Consider the following 13,528-nt stretch of genomic DNA (forward strand, 5'->3'; position numbering starts at 1 on the left):
GTGGTTAGTGGTGCCGGCGAAAATAACCAGGCGTTTCCGGCGACGTCTGTCGCCGGAATGCGGGTGTTTTTGCGAGGGGAGGGGGGTTAACTGAGGGTCACCCAACGCTGGTTGATCAGCAGTTCGATCGGGCGATACTGGGTCTTGTAGTTCATTTTCTTGCAGTTCTTGATCCAGTACCCGAGATAGACCGCGTCCAGGCCCATCCGATGGGCTTCGCCGATCTGCCAGAGAATCGCGTAGCGACCGAGGCTGCGGCGTTCTTCGTTCGGTTCGTAGAAGGTGTAGACCGCCGAGAGGCCGTTGGGCAGCAGGTCGGTCACCGCCACGGCGACCAGCCGGCCTTCCAGGCGAAACTCGTAGAACCGTGAAAAGGGCAGGTCACGCACCAGGAAAGTCGAGAACTGGTCCCGACTGGGCGGGAACATGTCGCCATCGGCGTGGCGTTGCTCGATATAGCGCTGGTACAGGTCGAAGTACTCTTCGCTGAACCCGGGCTTGGCGGCCCGCACCTGGAGATCCATGTTGCGCTTGAGGATGCGTTTCTGCTGGCGGTTGGGCAGGAACTGCGCCACGGGGATGCGCGCCGGCACGCAGGCGTTGCAATTCTGGCAATGGGGCCGGTAGAGGTGATCGCCGCTGCGACGAAATCCCATCTCCGACAGGTCTGCGTAGACATGCACGTCCATGGGCTGGCTAGGGTCGAGGAACAGCGTGGTGGCCTGCTCTTCGGGCAGATAGCTGCAAGAGTGGGGTTGAGTGGCATAAAACTTCAAACGCGCCAGCTCGGTCATGATCAACCCTCGGAATAAGCTTTGAATTAAGTGTAAGCCAGCCTGTGGAACTCGCCTAGGAAACCCACAGGGCCGTGTTGGGCTGGTCGAGATGGTGGCGCAGGTAGTCGGCAAAAGTGCTGCGGGGAATCGCCCGGGCGCCGAGACTGTGCAGGTGGTCGGTGGGCATCTGGCAGTCGATCAGGACAAAGCCCGCGGCCTTCAGGTGGTTGACCAGGGTCGCGAAGCCGACTTTCGAGGCGTTGTCGGCGCGGCTGAACATGGATTCGCCGAAAAACAGCTGGCCCATCGCCAGGCCGTACAGGCCGCCGACCAGTTGGTCCTGGTCCCAGACCTCGACCGAATGGGCGAAACCGCGCTCATGCAGTTGCAGGTAGGCATTCTGCATCGCCCCGGTGATCCAGGTACCGTCGGCGTAGGCGCGTGGCGCCGCACAGGCCTGGATGACGGCGGCGAAGTCGCGATCGAAGGTAACCTGATAGCGCTGCTGGCGCAGCAGCTTGCCCAGGCTGCGCGAGACATGCAGTTCGTCGGGAAACAGCACGGTCCGCGGGTCCGGTGACCACCAGAGAATCGGCTGGCCCTCGGAAAACCACGGAAAACAGCCGTGGCGATAGGCCTGGATCAGCCGATCGGCGGATAGGTCGCCGCCAGCGGCCAGCAGCCCGTTGGGTTCGCGCATGGCCTTGGCCAGCGGGGGGAATGTCAGGGAGTCGCGTTGTAACCAGGTCAGCATGGCATTCAATCAGTTATCGTCCAGGTACTTCTCGGCATCCAGCGCCGCCATGCAGCCGGCACCCGCCGACGTGATGGCCTGGCGATAGACATGGTCGGCGACATCGCCGGCGGCGAACACCCCGGGGATTTCCGTCGCCGTGGCATTGCCTTCGCTGCCACCCCGCACCTGCAGATAGCCGTCACGCATGGCCAGCTGGCCCTGGAACAGATCGGTATTGGGCTTGTGGCCGATGGCGATGAACACGCCGGCCAGCGACAACTCGCTGGTTTCGCCGCTCAGGCTGTCGCGCAGGCGGGCACCGGTCACGCCGCTCGCGTCGCCGAGCACCTCGTCCAGGTTCTGGTTCCAGTGCAGGCGGATATTGCCGTTGGCGGCCTTTTCAAAGAGCTTGTCCTGGAGGATCTTCTCCGAACGCAATTTGTCACGCCGGTGCACCAGGTGCACTTCCTTGGCGATATTGGCCAGGTAAAGCGCTTCCTCGACGGCGGTATTGCCGCCGCCGACGACGGCGACCACCTGATTGCGATAGAAAAAGCCGTCGCAGGTGGCGCAGGCCGAGACGCCCTTGCCGGCAAAGGCCTCCTCGGAGGGCAGGCCCAGGTACTGCGCGGAGGCGCCGGTGGCGATGATCAGGGCATCGCAGCTGTAGATACCGTTGTCACCCTTGAGGATAAACGGCCGCTGCTGCAACTCCGCGGTGTGAATGTGGTCGTAGACGATCTCGGTATCGAAACGCTCGGCGTGTTTCTGCATGCGCTCCATCAGGACCGGACCGGTCAGGCCCTCGACATCGCCTGGCCAGTTGTCGACTTCGGTGGTGGTGGTCAGCTGACCGCCGGCTTGCAGGCCGGTAATGACGACAGGCTTGAGGTTGGCGCGGGCGGCATAAACGGCAGCGCTGTAACCGGCGGGGCCGGAGCCCAGGATGATCAGGCGTGAATGCTTGGCTTCGCTCATAAAAACACCTCATAAGCCTTTGTCACAAAAGAGAATGCATGCTCAAATTGAAGAGCATGAAAAGCGCCGTTGGCTATGCTACACCCAAGCGGCAACGGCGTGGCATCGGGCGTGTAAACCCGTACAATGTCCATCATGTAACGATGATAGTTTCTGAAGTGGCAAGTGCCGATCATACAAAGGACTGATATTGAAAATAGTCCAGGTAGAGCCAGAGAACTGTTCACCTGCCCCGAATGGGCAGTATTTTGTCGTCAATCAACAGCTGGGCGCGCCTTGGGCGCAGGAAAAGACGCGTTTTGAAGAAATCCACCGCTACACCCCCTAAAGCAGTCGTGCCGCTCTGGCGTCAGCAACTGCACTATCGTCTCAAGGAAGGCGCGCTGATTGCCATCGGTGCCTTGTGCCTGTTCCTGATGATGGCCTTGCTTACCTATGGCAAGGACGATCCGGGTTGGAGTCACAACAGCAAGATCGACGATGTGCAGAACTTCGGCGGGCCTGCCGGTTCCTACAGCGCCGATATCCTGTTCATGGTGTTGGGTTACTTCGCCTACGTGTTCCCGCTGTTGCTGGCGATCAAGACCTGGCAGATCTTCCGTCAGCGCCATGAGCCCTGGCAGTGGAGCGGCTGGCTGTTTTCCTGGCGGTTGATCGGTCTGGTGTTCCTGGTCCTGTCCGGCGCCGCGCTGGCGCACATCCATTTCCATTCACCGACCGGCCTGCCGGCCGGTGCTGGCGGCGCGCTGGGCGAAAGCCTGGGCGACCTGGCCCGCAATGCCCTGAACATCCAGGGCAGCACGCTGCTGTTCATTGCCCTTTTCCTGTTCGGCCTGACGGTGTTTACCGACCTGTCATGGTTCAAGGTCATGGACGTTACCGGCAAGATCACCCTGGACCTCTTCGAGCTGTTCCAGGGCGCGCTGAATCGCTGGTGGGCAGCGCGTACCGAGCGCAAGCAACTGGTGGCGCAACTGCGGGAAGTCGATACCCGGGTCGAGGAAGTGGTGGCTCCGAGCATCGCCGACAAGCGCGAGCAGGCCAAGGCCAAGGAACGACTGATCGAGCGTGAGCAGGCCTTGAGCAAGCACATGTCCGAGCGGGAGAAACACGTTCCGCCGGTGATCGCCCCGGCACCGGTCAAGCCGCCGCAGCCGAGCAAGCGCGTGGAGAAAGAGAAACAGGCGCCGCTGTTCATCGACAGCGCGGTCGAAGGCACCTTGCCGCCGATCTCGATTCTCGACCCGGCCGAGAAGAAACAGCTCAATTACTCCCCGGAATCACTGGCGGCCGTCGGCCACCTGCTGGAAATCAAGCTCAAGGAATTCGGGGTCGAAGTGTCGGTGGATTCGATCCACCCCGGCCCGGTGATCACCCGTTACGAAATCCAGCCGGCCGCTGGCGTCAAGGTCAGCCGTATCGCCAACCTGGCCAAGGACCTGGCGCGTTCGCTGGCGGTGACCAGCGTGCGGGTGGTGGAAGTGATTCCCGGCAAGACCACCGTCGGTATCGAGATTCCCAACGAAGACCGGCAGATCGTGCGCTTCTCCGAGGTGTTGTCGACCCCCGAGTACGACAACTTCAAGTCGCCGGTCACCCTGGCCCTGGGCCACGATATCGGCGGCCGGCCGGTGATCACCGACCTGGCGAAGATGCCGCACCTGCTGGTGGCCGGTACCACCGGTTCCGGTAAGTCGGTGGGTGTGAACGCGATGATCCTGTCGATCCTGTTCAAGTCCGGCCCGGAAGACGCCAAGCTGATCATGATCGACCCGAAGATGCTCGAACTGTCGATCTACGAAGGCATTCCGCACCTGCTGTGCCCGGTGGTCACCGACATGAAGGACGCCGCCAACGCCCTGCGCTGGAGCGTCGCCGAGATGGAGCGGCGCTACAAGCTGATGGCGAAGATGGGCGTGCGCAACCTGTCGGGCTTCAATGCCAAGATCAAGGAAGCCCAGGAGCGCGGCGAGCCGATTGCCGACCCGCTGTACAACCGCGAAAGCATCCACGACGAAGCACCGTTGCTGACCAAGCTGCCGACCATCGTCGTGGTGGTCGACGAATTCGCCGACATGATGATGATCGTCGGCAAGAAGGTCGAGGAACTGATCGCCCGTATCGCGCAGAAGGCGCGGGCGGCTGGTATCCACCTGATCCTCGCGACCCAGCGGCCCTCGGTGGACGTGATCACCGGTCTGATCAAGGCCAACATCCCGACCCGCATGGCCTTCCAGGTGTCGAGCAAGATCGACTCCCGGACCATTATCGACCAGGGCGGCGCCGAGCAGTTGCTGGGGCATGGTGACATGCTCTACATGCCGCCGGGCACCAGCCTGCCGATCCGGGTCCACGGCGCGTTCGTGTCCGACGACGAGGTACACCGGGTGGTCGAAGCCTGGAAGCTGCGCGGTGCGCCGGAGTACAACGACGATATCCTCAACGGCGTCGAAGAAGCCGGCAGCGGCTTTGAAAATGGCGGCGGTGGCGGCGGTGACGATGATGCCGAGACCGATGCGCTGTACGACGAAGCCGTGCAGTTCGTCCTGGAAAGCCGCCGGGCCTCGATTTCCGCGGTCCAGCGCAAGCTGAAGATCGGCTACAACCGGGCTGCCCGCATGATCGAGGCCATGGAAATGGCCGGGGTGGTGACAGCCATGAACACCAACGGCTCGCGCGAAGTGCTTGCGCCAGGGCCGATGCGCGACTGATCCTGTGCCGCGTGAGGTCACGCGGCATGCCTTTCAAACGAATTCCATGAGGACTCCCATGCGTCTTATCCGCATGCTGTTGTTGCCGGTTCTGGCGTTGACCACCTTGTCGGCCCATGCCGACCAGAAGGATGTGGCGCGCCTGACACAGTTGCTCGAAAAGTCTCAGACCCTGACGGCGCGGTTCTCCCAGCTGACCCTGGATGGCAGCGGCACCCAGTTGCAGGAAACCGCCGGTGAGATGTCCCTGCAGCGCCCGGGCCTGTTCTACTGGCACACCGATGCGCCCCAGGAACAGACCATGATCTCCGATGGCCAGAAGGTCACCCTGTGGGACCCGGACCTGGAACAGGTGACCATCAAGAAGCTTGACCTGCGCCTGACCCAGACCCCGGCCCTGCTGTTGTCCGGTGATGTGTCGAAGATCAGCGAAAGCTTCGATATCAGCGCCAAGGAAGCCGGCGGCGTGATCGACTTCATTCTCAAGCCGAAAACCAAGGACACTCTGTTCGACAGCCTGCGCCTGTCGTTCCGCAACGGCCTGGTCAATGACATGCAACTGATCGACAGCGTCGGCCAGCGCACCAACCTGCTGTTCACCGGGGTCAAGGCCAACGAGCCGATTGCGGCTTCCAAGTTCAAGTTCGACATCCCCAAGGGTGCTGACGTCATCCAGGAATAAGAGGTTTCAAACGCAGCCCATGGATCTGTTTAGCCGTGCCCCGATCGCTCAGCCCCTGGCCGCCCGTCTGCGGGCGACCAACCTGGATGAGTACGTCGGCCAGGAACACCTGCTGGCCCGGGGCAAGCCGTTGCGCGAAGCCCTGGAGCAGGGCGCGCTGCATTCGATGATCTTCTGGGGGCCGCCAGGGGTGGGCAAGACCACCCTGGCGCGGTTGCTGGCGGAAGTCTCGGATGCGCACTTCGAAACCGTGTCGGCGGTGTTGGCCGGGGTCAAGGAGATCCGCCAGGCGGTGGAAGTCGCCAAGCAGCAGGCCGGGCAGTACGGCAAGCGCACCATCCTGTTTGTCGACGAAGTCCATCGGTTCAACAAATCCCAGCAGGATGCCTTCCTGCCTTATGTCGAGGACGGCACGCTGATCTTTATCGGCGCCACCACCGAAAACCCGTCGTTCGAACTCAACAACGCGCTGTTGTCCCGGGCCCGTGTCTATGTGCTCAAGAGCCTCGACGAAGCCGCCCTGAACAAGCTGGTGCAGCGGGCGCTGACGGAAGAACGTGGCTTGGGCAAGCGTCAGCTGAGCCTGGGCGACGAAGGTTTCAAGATGCTGTTGTCGGCGGCGGACGGCGATGGCCGGCGCCTGCTCAACCTGCTGGAAAATGCCTCCGACCTGGCCGAGGACGGCAGCGAGATCGGCGTCGAACTGCTGCAAAGCCTGCTGGGCGATACCCGGCGGCGTTTCGACAAGGGGGGCGAGGCCTTCTACGACCAGATTTCCGCCTTGCACAAATCGGTGCGCGGCTCCAACCCGGACGGCGCGCTGTACTGGTTCGCGCGGATGCTCGACGGCGGTTGCGATCCGCTGTACCTGGCGCGGCGCGTGGTGCGCATGGCCAGCGAGGATATCGGCAATGCCGATCCGCGGGCGTTGAGCCTGTGCCTGGCGGCCTGGGATGTGCAGGAACGGCTCGGCAGCCCCGAAGGCGAGCTGGCGGTGGCCCAGGCCATTACCTATCTGGCCTGCGCGCCGAAAAGCAACGCGGTGTACATGGGCTTCAAGGCCGCCATGCGCAGCGCCGCCGAGCACGGTTCGCTGGAAGTGCCGCTGCACTTGCGCAATGCCCCGACCAAGCTGATGAAACAGCTGGGTTATGGTGACGAGTACCGTTATGCCCATGACGAGCCCGACGCCTATGCGGCCGGCGAAGACTATTTTCCCGAAGAACTCGAACCGCAACCCTTCTACCAGCCGGTCCCGCGTGGCCTGGAACTGAAGATCGGCGAAAAGCTCAACCATCTTGCCGAGCTCGATCGCAAAAGCCCGAAACAACGGAGAAAGACTTGATTCGTACCGTACTTGCCGTGTCCGTCGCCGGTATCGTCGGCACCCTGGTGCGCTTTGCCACGGGCAATCTGATCAACGCCAATTGGCCGAAGCACTTCTATACCGCGACGTTGGCCGTTAATATCGTGGGCTGCCTGGTGATTGGCGTGCTCTACGGCCTGTTTTTGCTGCGCCCCGAGGTCCCGGTTGAAATCCGCGCCGGCCTGATCGTGGGGTTTGTCGGCGGCCTGACCACATTTTCATCCTTTTCACTGGATACGGTGCGCCTGCTGGAAAGCGGGCAGGGCCTCCTGGCCCTGGGCTATGTGGCCCTCAGCGTATTCGGCGGGCTGCTCGCGACCTGGGCCGGCCTGTCCTTGACCAAACTCTGAATAACGAGAAACCGACATGCTCGATTCCAAACTGTTACGTAGCAACCTCCAGGACGTAGCGGATCGTCTGGCCTCCCGTGGCTTCAGCCTCGATGTTGCCCGCATCGAAGAGCTGGAAAGCCAGCGCAAGGTGGTGCAGACCCGCACCGAACAATTGCAGGCCGAGCGCAATGCGGTTTCCAAAAGTATCGGCCAGGCCAAGCAGCGCGGCGAAGACATCGCGCCGTTGATGGCCAGTGTCGAAACCATGGGCTCCGAGTTGAGCGAAGGCAAGGTGGCGCTGGATGCCATCCAGTCCGAGCTGGACCAGATCCTGCTGGGTATCCCGAACCTGCCCCACGAGTCCGTGCCGGTCGGCGCCGATGAGGACGGCAACGTCGAAGTGCGCCGCTGGGGCACGCCGACCGCCTTCGATTTCCCGATCCAGGACCACGTCGCTCTGGGCGAGAAGTTCGGCTGGCTGGATTTCGAAACCGCCGCCAAGCTGTCCGGTGCGCGTTTCGCCCTGCTGCGTGGGCCGATTGCTCGGCTGCACCGCGCACTCGCGCAGTTCATGATCAACCTGCACACCAGCGAACACGGCTACGAAGAGGCCTACACGCCTTACCTGGTCCAGGCACCTGCGTTGCAGGGCACCGGCCAGTTGCCGAAGTTCGAGGAAGACCTGTTCAAGATCTCCCGCGAAGGCGAGGCCGATCTGTACCTGATCCCGACCGCCGAAGTGTCGCTGACCAATATCGTCTCCGGCGAGATCATCGATGCCAAACAACTGCCGTTGAAGTTCGTGGCGCACACGCCATGCTTCCGCAGCGAGGCCGGTGCTTCGGGCCGTGACACCCGCGGGATGATCCGCCAGCACCAGTTTGACAAGGTCGAGATGGTCCAGATCGTCGAGCCGTCGACCTCCATGCAAGCCCTGGAAAGCCTGACCGCCAACGCCGAGAAGGTCCTGCAACTGCTGGAGCTGCCTTACCGCGTCCTGGCCCTGTGCACCGGCGACATGGGCTTCAGTGCCGTGAAGACCTATGACCTGGAAGTGTGGGTGCCGAGCCAGGACAAATACCGCGAGATCTCGTCGTGCTCCAACTGCGGCGACTTCCAGGCCCGGCGCATGCAGGCGCGTTTCCGCAACCCGGAAACCGGCAAGCCCGAGCTGCTCCACACCCTGAACGGTTCCGGCCTGGCCGTGGGTCGCACACTGGTGGCCGTGCTGGAGAACTACCAGCAGGCTGACGGTTCGATCCGTGTGCCTGAAGTGCTCAAGCCCTACATGGGCGGCCTCGAGGTCATCGGCTGATGGAGTTCCTGCCGCTGTTTCACAACCTGCGCGGCAGCCGTGTGCTGGTCGTCGGCGGCGGGGAGATTGCCTTGCGCAAGTCCCGCCTGCTGGCCGATGCCGGCGCGCTGCTGCGGGTGGTCGCTCCCGAGATCGAGAGCCAGTTGAGTGAGTTGATCAGTGGCAGTGGCGGCGAAATGCTGCTGCGTGGTTATGGCGAATCCGACCTGGACGGTTGTGTGCTGATCATTGCCGCCACCGACGACGAGTCGCTCAATGCCCAGGTCTCCGCCGACGCCCATCGGCGTTGCGTGCCAGTCAATGTGGTGGATGCGCCGGCCTTGTGCAGCGTGATCTTCCCGGCCATTGTCGACCGTTCGCCACTGGTGATCGCGGTGTCCAGCGGCGGCGATGCGCCGGTGCTGGCGCGGTTGATCCGGGCCAAGATGGAAACCTGGATTCCTTCGACCTATGGCCAGCTGGCCGGGTTGGCGGCGCGTTTCCGGACCCAGGTGAAAACCCTGTTTCCCGGCGTGCAGCAACGCCGCGCATTCTGGGAAGACGTGTTCCAGGGGCCGATTGCCGACCGGCAGTTGGCCGGGCAGGGTGCCGAGGCCGAGCGCCTGTTGCTGGAGAAGATCAATGGCGCGGCCCCCAATGCGCCAGGCGAAGTGTATCTGGTGGGCGCGGGGCCGGGTGATCCCGACCTGTTGACCTTCCGCGCGCTGCGCCTGATGCAGCAGGCTGACGTGGTGCTCTACGACCGCCTTGTCGCCCCGGCGATTCTCGAGCTGTGCCGGCGTGATGCCGACCGTATCTATGTCGGCAAGCGTCGCGCCGATCATGCCGTGCCCCAGGACCAGATCAACCAGCAACTGGTGGATCTGGCGAAGCAGGGCAAGCGGGTGCTGCGTCTGAAGGGCGGTGATCCGTTCATCTTCGGGCGCGGCGGCGAAGAGATCGAGGAACTGGCGGCTCACGGCATTCCTTTCCAGGTGGTGCCAGGGATCACGGCGGCCAGCGGTTGCTCGGCCTATGCCGGAATTCCGCTGACGCACCGCGACTATGCGCAGTCCGTGCGCTTTGTCACCGGTCACCTGAAGGATGGCAGCACCGACCTGCCGTGGGTCGACCTGGTGGCACCGGCACAGACCCTGGTGTTCTACATGGGCCTGGTGGGGTTACCGATCATCTGCGAACAGCTGATCAAGCATGGTCGTTCGGCGGACACGCCGGCGGCCCTGATCCAGCAGGGCACCACGTCGAATCAGCGGGTATTCACCGGCACGCTGGCCAATCTGCCGCAACTGGTGGCGGAGCATGAAGTCCATGCCCCGACGCTGGTGATTGTCGGAGAAGTGGTTCAGTTGCGCGAGAAACTGGCCTGGTTCGAAGGTGCGCAATCGCAGGTGTGACACCGATTTACGATTGATGCCAATCCCAACTGTGGGAGCCAGGCTCGACGACATCTGCAGCGAACACCGCTCCAATGTGGGAGCTGGCTTGCCGGCGATGGGCCCTTGAGGACGCCATCGCCGGCAAGCCAGCTCCCACAGGTTTTCGCGTTGCGTCCGTCAGATTTTCCATACCCCACGCCCCGGCAACCGCCCGCGATCATGCGCGGCCATAAAGTCCTGCCGCGGTCCCTTGGGCACAATCCCCGTGGGATTGATAGTGCGATGACTGGCGTAGTAGTGCCCCTTGATATGGGCAAAGTCCACCGTCCCGGCCACCCCCGGCCACTGATACAGCTCGCGCAGCCAGTTCGACAGGTTCGGATAGTCGGCAATGCGCCGCAGATTGCATTTGAAGTGCCCGTGGTAGACCGCATCGAAACGAATCAGCGTGGTGAACAGGCGCACATCGGCCTCGGTCAGGTACTCGCCCGCCAGGTAACGGTGTTCCGCCAGATGCCGTTCCAGATGGTCGAGCTCGGCAAACACATCGTCGAACGCGGTTTCGTAGGCCTCCTGTGAGGTCGCGAAGCCGGCCCGGTAGACGCCGTTGTTCACCGCCGGGTAGATCCGTTCGTTCCAGCTGTCGATCAACCCGCGCAAGGTTTCGGGGTAGAAGTCCAGCCGGTTGCCGGTCAGCCCGTCGAACGCGCTGTTGAACATGCGGATGATCTCCGCCGACTCGTTGCTGACGATGCGCTGCAGCTTTTTGTCCCACAGCACCGGCACGGTCACGCGTCCGGTGTAGTCGGCGGTGTCAGCGGTATAGCGCTGGTGCATGAAGGTAAGGTTGTCGAGTTGATCGCCGCTGGAGCCATGCTCCCGGTCGAAGGTCCAGCCGTTTTCCAGCATCAGCCAACTGACCACCGAGACGCCGACCAGCGCTTCCAGGCCCTTGAGCTTGCGCAGGATCAGGGTGCGATGGGCCCAGGGGCAGGCCAGGGAGACATACAGGTGATAGCGCCCGGCCTCGGCGGCAAAACCGCCTTCGCCACTGGGGCCCGGTTTGCCGTCGGCGGTGACCCAGTGACGGCGTTGCGCCTGTTCGCGCTGGAAGGCGCCGTCCTTGCTGCTTTCATACCACTGGTCATGCCAGCGGCCTTCGATCAAGAGACCCATCGGAAACTCCTCGGCAGATGTGCGTTGGAGTCCAGTCTAAAGTGATTCGTTCGAAGAAATAGCGCAAATCCCCGGGGTGAATGATCGACTAAATCGATCTATTGCGGGCATCCCAGTACCGTCGCGCCTGTTCGAAGGCTTGTTCGCGAGGCAGGCCAAGGCCGCGCAGGGCCAGGGCCATGGTCGACAGCAGGGCCAGTTGCGGATAGCTGTCTTCGACGTCGCCACGCCATAGCGCCTTGAGGTGCTCGGGTTCCAGCGTCGCCGGTTTGACATGGCGCTGCTCGGACAGGGCGGGCCATTCTTCATCCCAGCTTTCGCCGTTGGCCGTCCCGTAGAGATGGCTGGGGCTGTCGGGATTGACCTCGATCTCACCACCATCGCCTTTGATCACAATGGCCGTATCGCCCAGCAGGCCACTGGCATCGCGATGCACGGCCTGGTAGCCGGGGTGGAAGATGCTTTGCAGGCCGCAGCGGGCGCCCAGCGGATTGAGAATGCGCGCCAGGGAGTGGATCGGTGAGCGCAGGCCCAGGGTATTGCGCAGGTCGATCATCCGCTGCAATTGCGGCGCCCAGTCACCCAGGGGAAAAAAGGCGATATTGCCGCTGGCCAGGGCCTGTTCGACGGACTGCCAGTCGCGGCACAATGGAATCTGCAGGGTGTCCAGCAAGTGCTCGGTGTACAGCCGGCCCGCGGTATGGGCGCCGCCGCCGTGCATGAGGATCTTCACGCCGTTCTGGGCCAGGCACTTGGCGGCTAGCAGATACCAGGGCAGGTGGCGCTTCTTGCCGGCGTAGGTCGGCCAGTCCAGGTCGATCGGCAGGGCCGGCGCATTGAGTCGCTCGCGCAGGGCCTCGGTGAAACCGGCCAGTTCCTCCGGGCTTTCTTCCTTGTGGCGCAGCAGCATCAGGAAGGCGCCGAGCTGGGTGTCCTCGACCTTCTCGTCGAGCAGCATGCCCATGGCTTCGCGGGCTTCCTCGCGGGTCAGGTTGCGGGCGCCGCGCTTGCCCTTGCCGAGAATTCGCACGAAGGACGCAAACGGGTGTTCGGCGGGCGTTTCGGTGATCAGGGGAGCAGGATTGGTCATAGACAATTCGTCGGCTTGGGCAGGCCCGCCAGCTTGGCGGCGAGTTTGGCGGGAGTGCCGTTGAACAGGCGGTTGAGGTGCAGGCTGTTGCCTTTTTCGGCACCCAGTTTCAAGGCGGTGTACTTGATCAGTGGGCGCGTGGCCGGCGATAGGTCGAACTCCTGGTAGAAACCGCGCAGCAATTCGAGAATCTCCCAGTGCTCGGCGCTCAGCTCGATGGTTTCCCGGGCGGCGAGGGCGCTGGCGACCTCGGGCGACCAATCGCTCAGCTCCACCAGGTAGCCGTCCTTGTCCAGGGCGATGTCCTGGCCGTTCACAGTCAGGGTGTTCATAGCCAGGTATTGACCTTGTCGTAGCGGACCGACAGCTCGACGAACCCCGGATAGTCCACGCGCGTCGCCCAGTCCGGGCATTCCAGGCCGCGGGCCAGCAGGTCTTCGTCGAGCGCGAACAGGCGCAGCTCGGCGGCACGTTCTTCCAGGGCTTCGAGCGGCAGGCTGCGCGGTTGCAAGGCGTAGACCGCGTCACCAGTGAGCAACAGCGCATCTTCGCTACCCAGCAGGCGCAGGCAACTGCCCAGGCGGCTGTCGGTAAACGGGGAGTGAGACAACACATGCAAGGTCGACATCAGAGCGTGATCACCTGGTCATAACGATTAACGAGGGCGACGATTTCTTCGGCCGTGAGCAGGCTCAGGTCCTCGCCGGCGACCTGGCTGGCAAAGAGCCCCCGGTCGGCCAGGCTGTCGCGACAGGCGTACAGGTCTTCGACGCCGAACAGTGACAGCGCCTGGAGGTTGGCGGTCAGGTCTTTCTGCTGCAGGGCCTTGGCGTTCTGCCCGGACGTCAGCTGGAACACCCCGTCATCCATGAACAGCAGGCCGATGGGCAGGTCGAAGGCGCCACCGGCCAGCACGATATCCAGTGCCTCGCGGGCGCCCGGCCCGGACCACGGTGCCTGACGGCTGATAATCAACAGGGACTTGGGCAT

Annotated in this window: 14 protein-coding genes; 6 read left to right on the forward strand and 8 right to left on the reverse strand. The window is 63.0% G+C overall.

What is annotated here, in order from left to right:
- Positions 1 to 86: 86 nt before the first annotated feature.
- From HX881_RS30400 to trxB, 3 genes are read right to left on the reverse strand one after another with little or no spacing between them, the layout of a single operon-like run.
- Positions 87 to 794 carry an arginyltransferase gene (locus HX881_RS30400; protein WP_042934459.1) on the reverse strand — a complete coding sequence of 236 codons (708 nt, stop codon included), beginning with the start codon at positions 792 to 794 and terminating at the stop codon, positions 87 to 89.
- 55 nt (positions 795 to 849) lie between these two features.
- Positions 850 to 1,530: a leucyl/phenylalanyl-tRNA--protein transferase gene (gene aat / locus HX881_RS30405; RefSeq protein ID WP_177088256.1), complete on the reverse strand. Its 681-nt coding sequence runs from the start codon at positions 1,528 to 1,530 to the stop codon at positions 850 to 852.
- A 9-nt stretch (positions 1,531 to 1,539) separates the two neighbouring features.
- A complete protein-coding gene (gene trxB / locus HX881_RS30410) occupies positions 1,540 to 2,490 on the reverse strand; it encodes a thioredoxin-disulfide reductase (RefSeq protein ID WP_177088258.1) in 951 nt (316 codons plus the stop codon).
- A gap of 236 nt (positions 2,491 to 2,726) precedes the next feature.
- Here trxB and HX881_RS30415 point away from each other — a divergent pair, with 236 nt between their 5' ends.
- The 6 genes from HX881_RS30415 to cysG are packed head-to-tail and all read left to right on the forward strand — an operon-like array spanning position 2,727 to position 10,290.
- Positions 2,727 to 5,201 carry a DNA translocase FtsK gene (locus HX881_RS30415; RefSeq protein WP_370591000.1) on the forward strand — a complete coding sequence of 825 codons (2,475 nt, stop codon included), beginning with the start codon at positions 2,727 to 2,729 and terminating at the stop codon, positions 5,199 to 5,201.
- 58 nt (positions 5,202 to 5,259) lie between these two features.
- A complete protein-coding gene (lolA, locus tag HX881_RS30420; protein ID WP_017123855.1) occupies positions 5,260 to 5,883 on the forward strand; it encodes an outer membrane lipoprotein periplasmic chaperone LolA in 624 nt (207 codons plus the stop codon).
- Positions 5,884 to 5,902: 19 nt separating this feature from the next.
- Positions 5,903 to 7,228 (forward strand): replication-associated recombination protein A, encoded by a 1,326-nt coding sequence (locus tag HX881_RS30425; RefSeq protein WP_177088260.1) that lies wholly within the window; start codon positions 5,903 to 5,905, stop codon positions 7,226 to 7,228.
- The gene (crcB, locus tag HX881_RS30430; protein WP_177088262.1) at positions 7,225 to 7,599 is read left to right on the forward strand and encodes a fluoride efflux transporter CrcB; all 375 of its coding nucleotides are present in this window, start codon (positions 7,225 to 7,227) and stop codon (positions 7,597 to 7,599) included. The genes HX881_RS30425 and crcB overlap by 4 nt, the downstream gene beginning before the upstream one ends.
- 16 nt (positions 7,600 to 7,615) lie before the next feature.
- Positions 7,616 to 8,896: a serine--tRNA ligase gene (gene serS / locus HX881_RS30435; RefSeq protein WP_177088264.1), complete on the forward strand. Its 1,281-nt coding sequence runs from the start codon at positions 7,616 to 7,618 to the stop codon at positions 8,894 to 8,896.
- Complete coding sequence (gene cysG / locus HX881_RS30440) at positions 8,896 to 10,290, forward strand: siroheme synthase CysG (protein ID WP_177088266.1); 1,395 nt, start codon at positions 8,896 to 8,898, stop codon at positions 10,288 to 10,290. Before serS ends, cysG begins: the two co-directional genes overlap by 1 nt.
- 159 nt (positions 10,291 to 10,449) lie before the next feature.
- Here cysG and HX881_RS30445 read toward each other — a convergent pair whose 3' ends face one another.
- From HX881_RS30445 to tusC, 5 genes are all read right to left on the reverse strand, one after another.
- Positions 10,450 to 11,448: a glutathione S-transferase family protein gene (locus tag HX881_RS30445; RefSeq protein WP_177088268.1), complete on the reverse strand. Its 999-nt coding sequence runs from the start codon at positions 11,446 to 11,448 to the stop codon at positions 10,450 to 10,452.
- An 88-nt stretch (positions 11,449 to 11,536) separates the two neighbouring features.
- On the reverse strand, positions 11,537 to 12,538 hold the full coding sequence (locus HX881_RS30450) for a glycosyl transferase family protein (RefSeq protein ID WP_177088270.1): 1,002 nt from the start codon (positions 12,536 to 12,538) through the stop codon (positions 11,537 to 11,539).
- Positions 12,535 to 12,870, reverse strand: a complete 336-nt coding sequence (locus tag HX881_RS30455) for a TusE/DsrC/DsvC family sulfur relay protein (RefSeq protein ID WP_017123862.1) — start codon at positions 12,868 to 12,870, stop codon at positions 12,535 to 12,537. The genes HX881_RS30450 and HX881_RS30455 overlap by 4 nt, the downstream gene beginning before the upstream one ends.
- On the reverse strand, positions 12,867 to 13,166 hold the full coding sequence (tusB, locus tag HX881_RS30460) for a sulfurtransferase complex subunit TusB (RefSeq protein ID WP_017123863.1): 300 nt from the start codon (positions 13,164 to 13,166) through the stop codon (positions 12,867 to 12,869). Before tusB ends, HX881_RS30455 begins: the two co-directional genes overlap by 4 nt.
- A complete protein-coding gene (gene tusC / locus HX881_RS30465) occupies positions 13,166 to 13,528 on the reverse strand; it encodes a sulfurtransferase complex subunit TusC (protein WP_017123864.1) in 363 nt (120 codons plus the stop codon). The genes tusB and tusC overlap by 1 nt, the downstream gene beginning before the upstream one ends.

The sequence above is a fragment of the Pseudomonas gingeri genome (assembly GCF_013386115.1).
Taxonomy (GTDB): Bacteria; Pseudomonadota; Gammaproteobacteria; order Pseudomonadales; family Pseudomonadaceae; genus Aquipseudomonas; species Aquipseudomonas gingeri.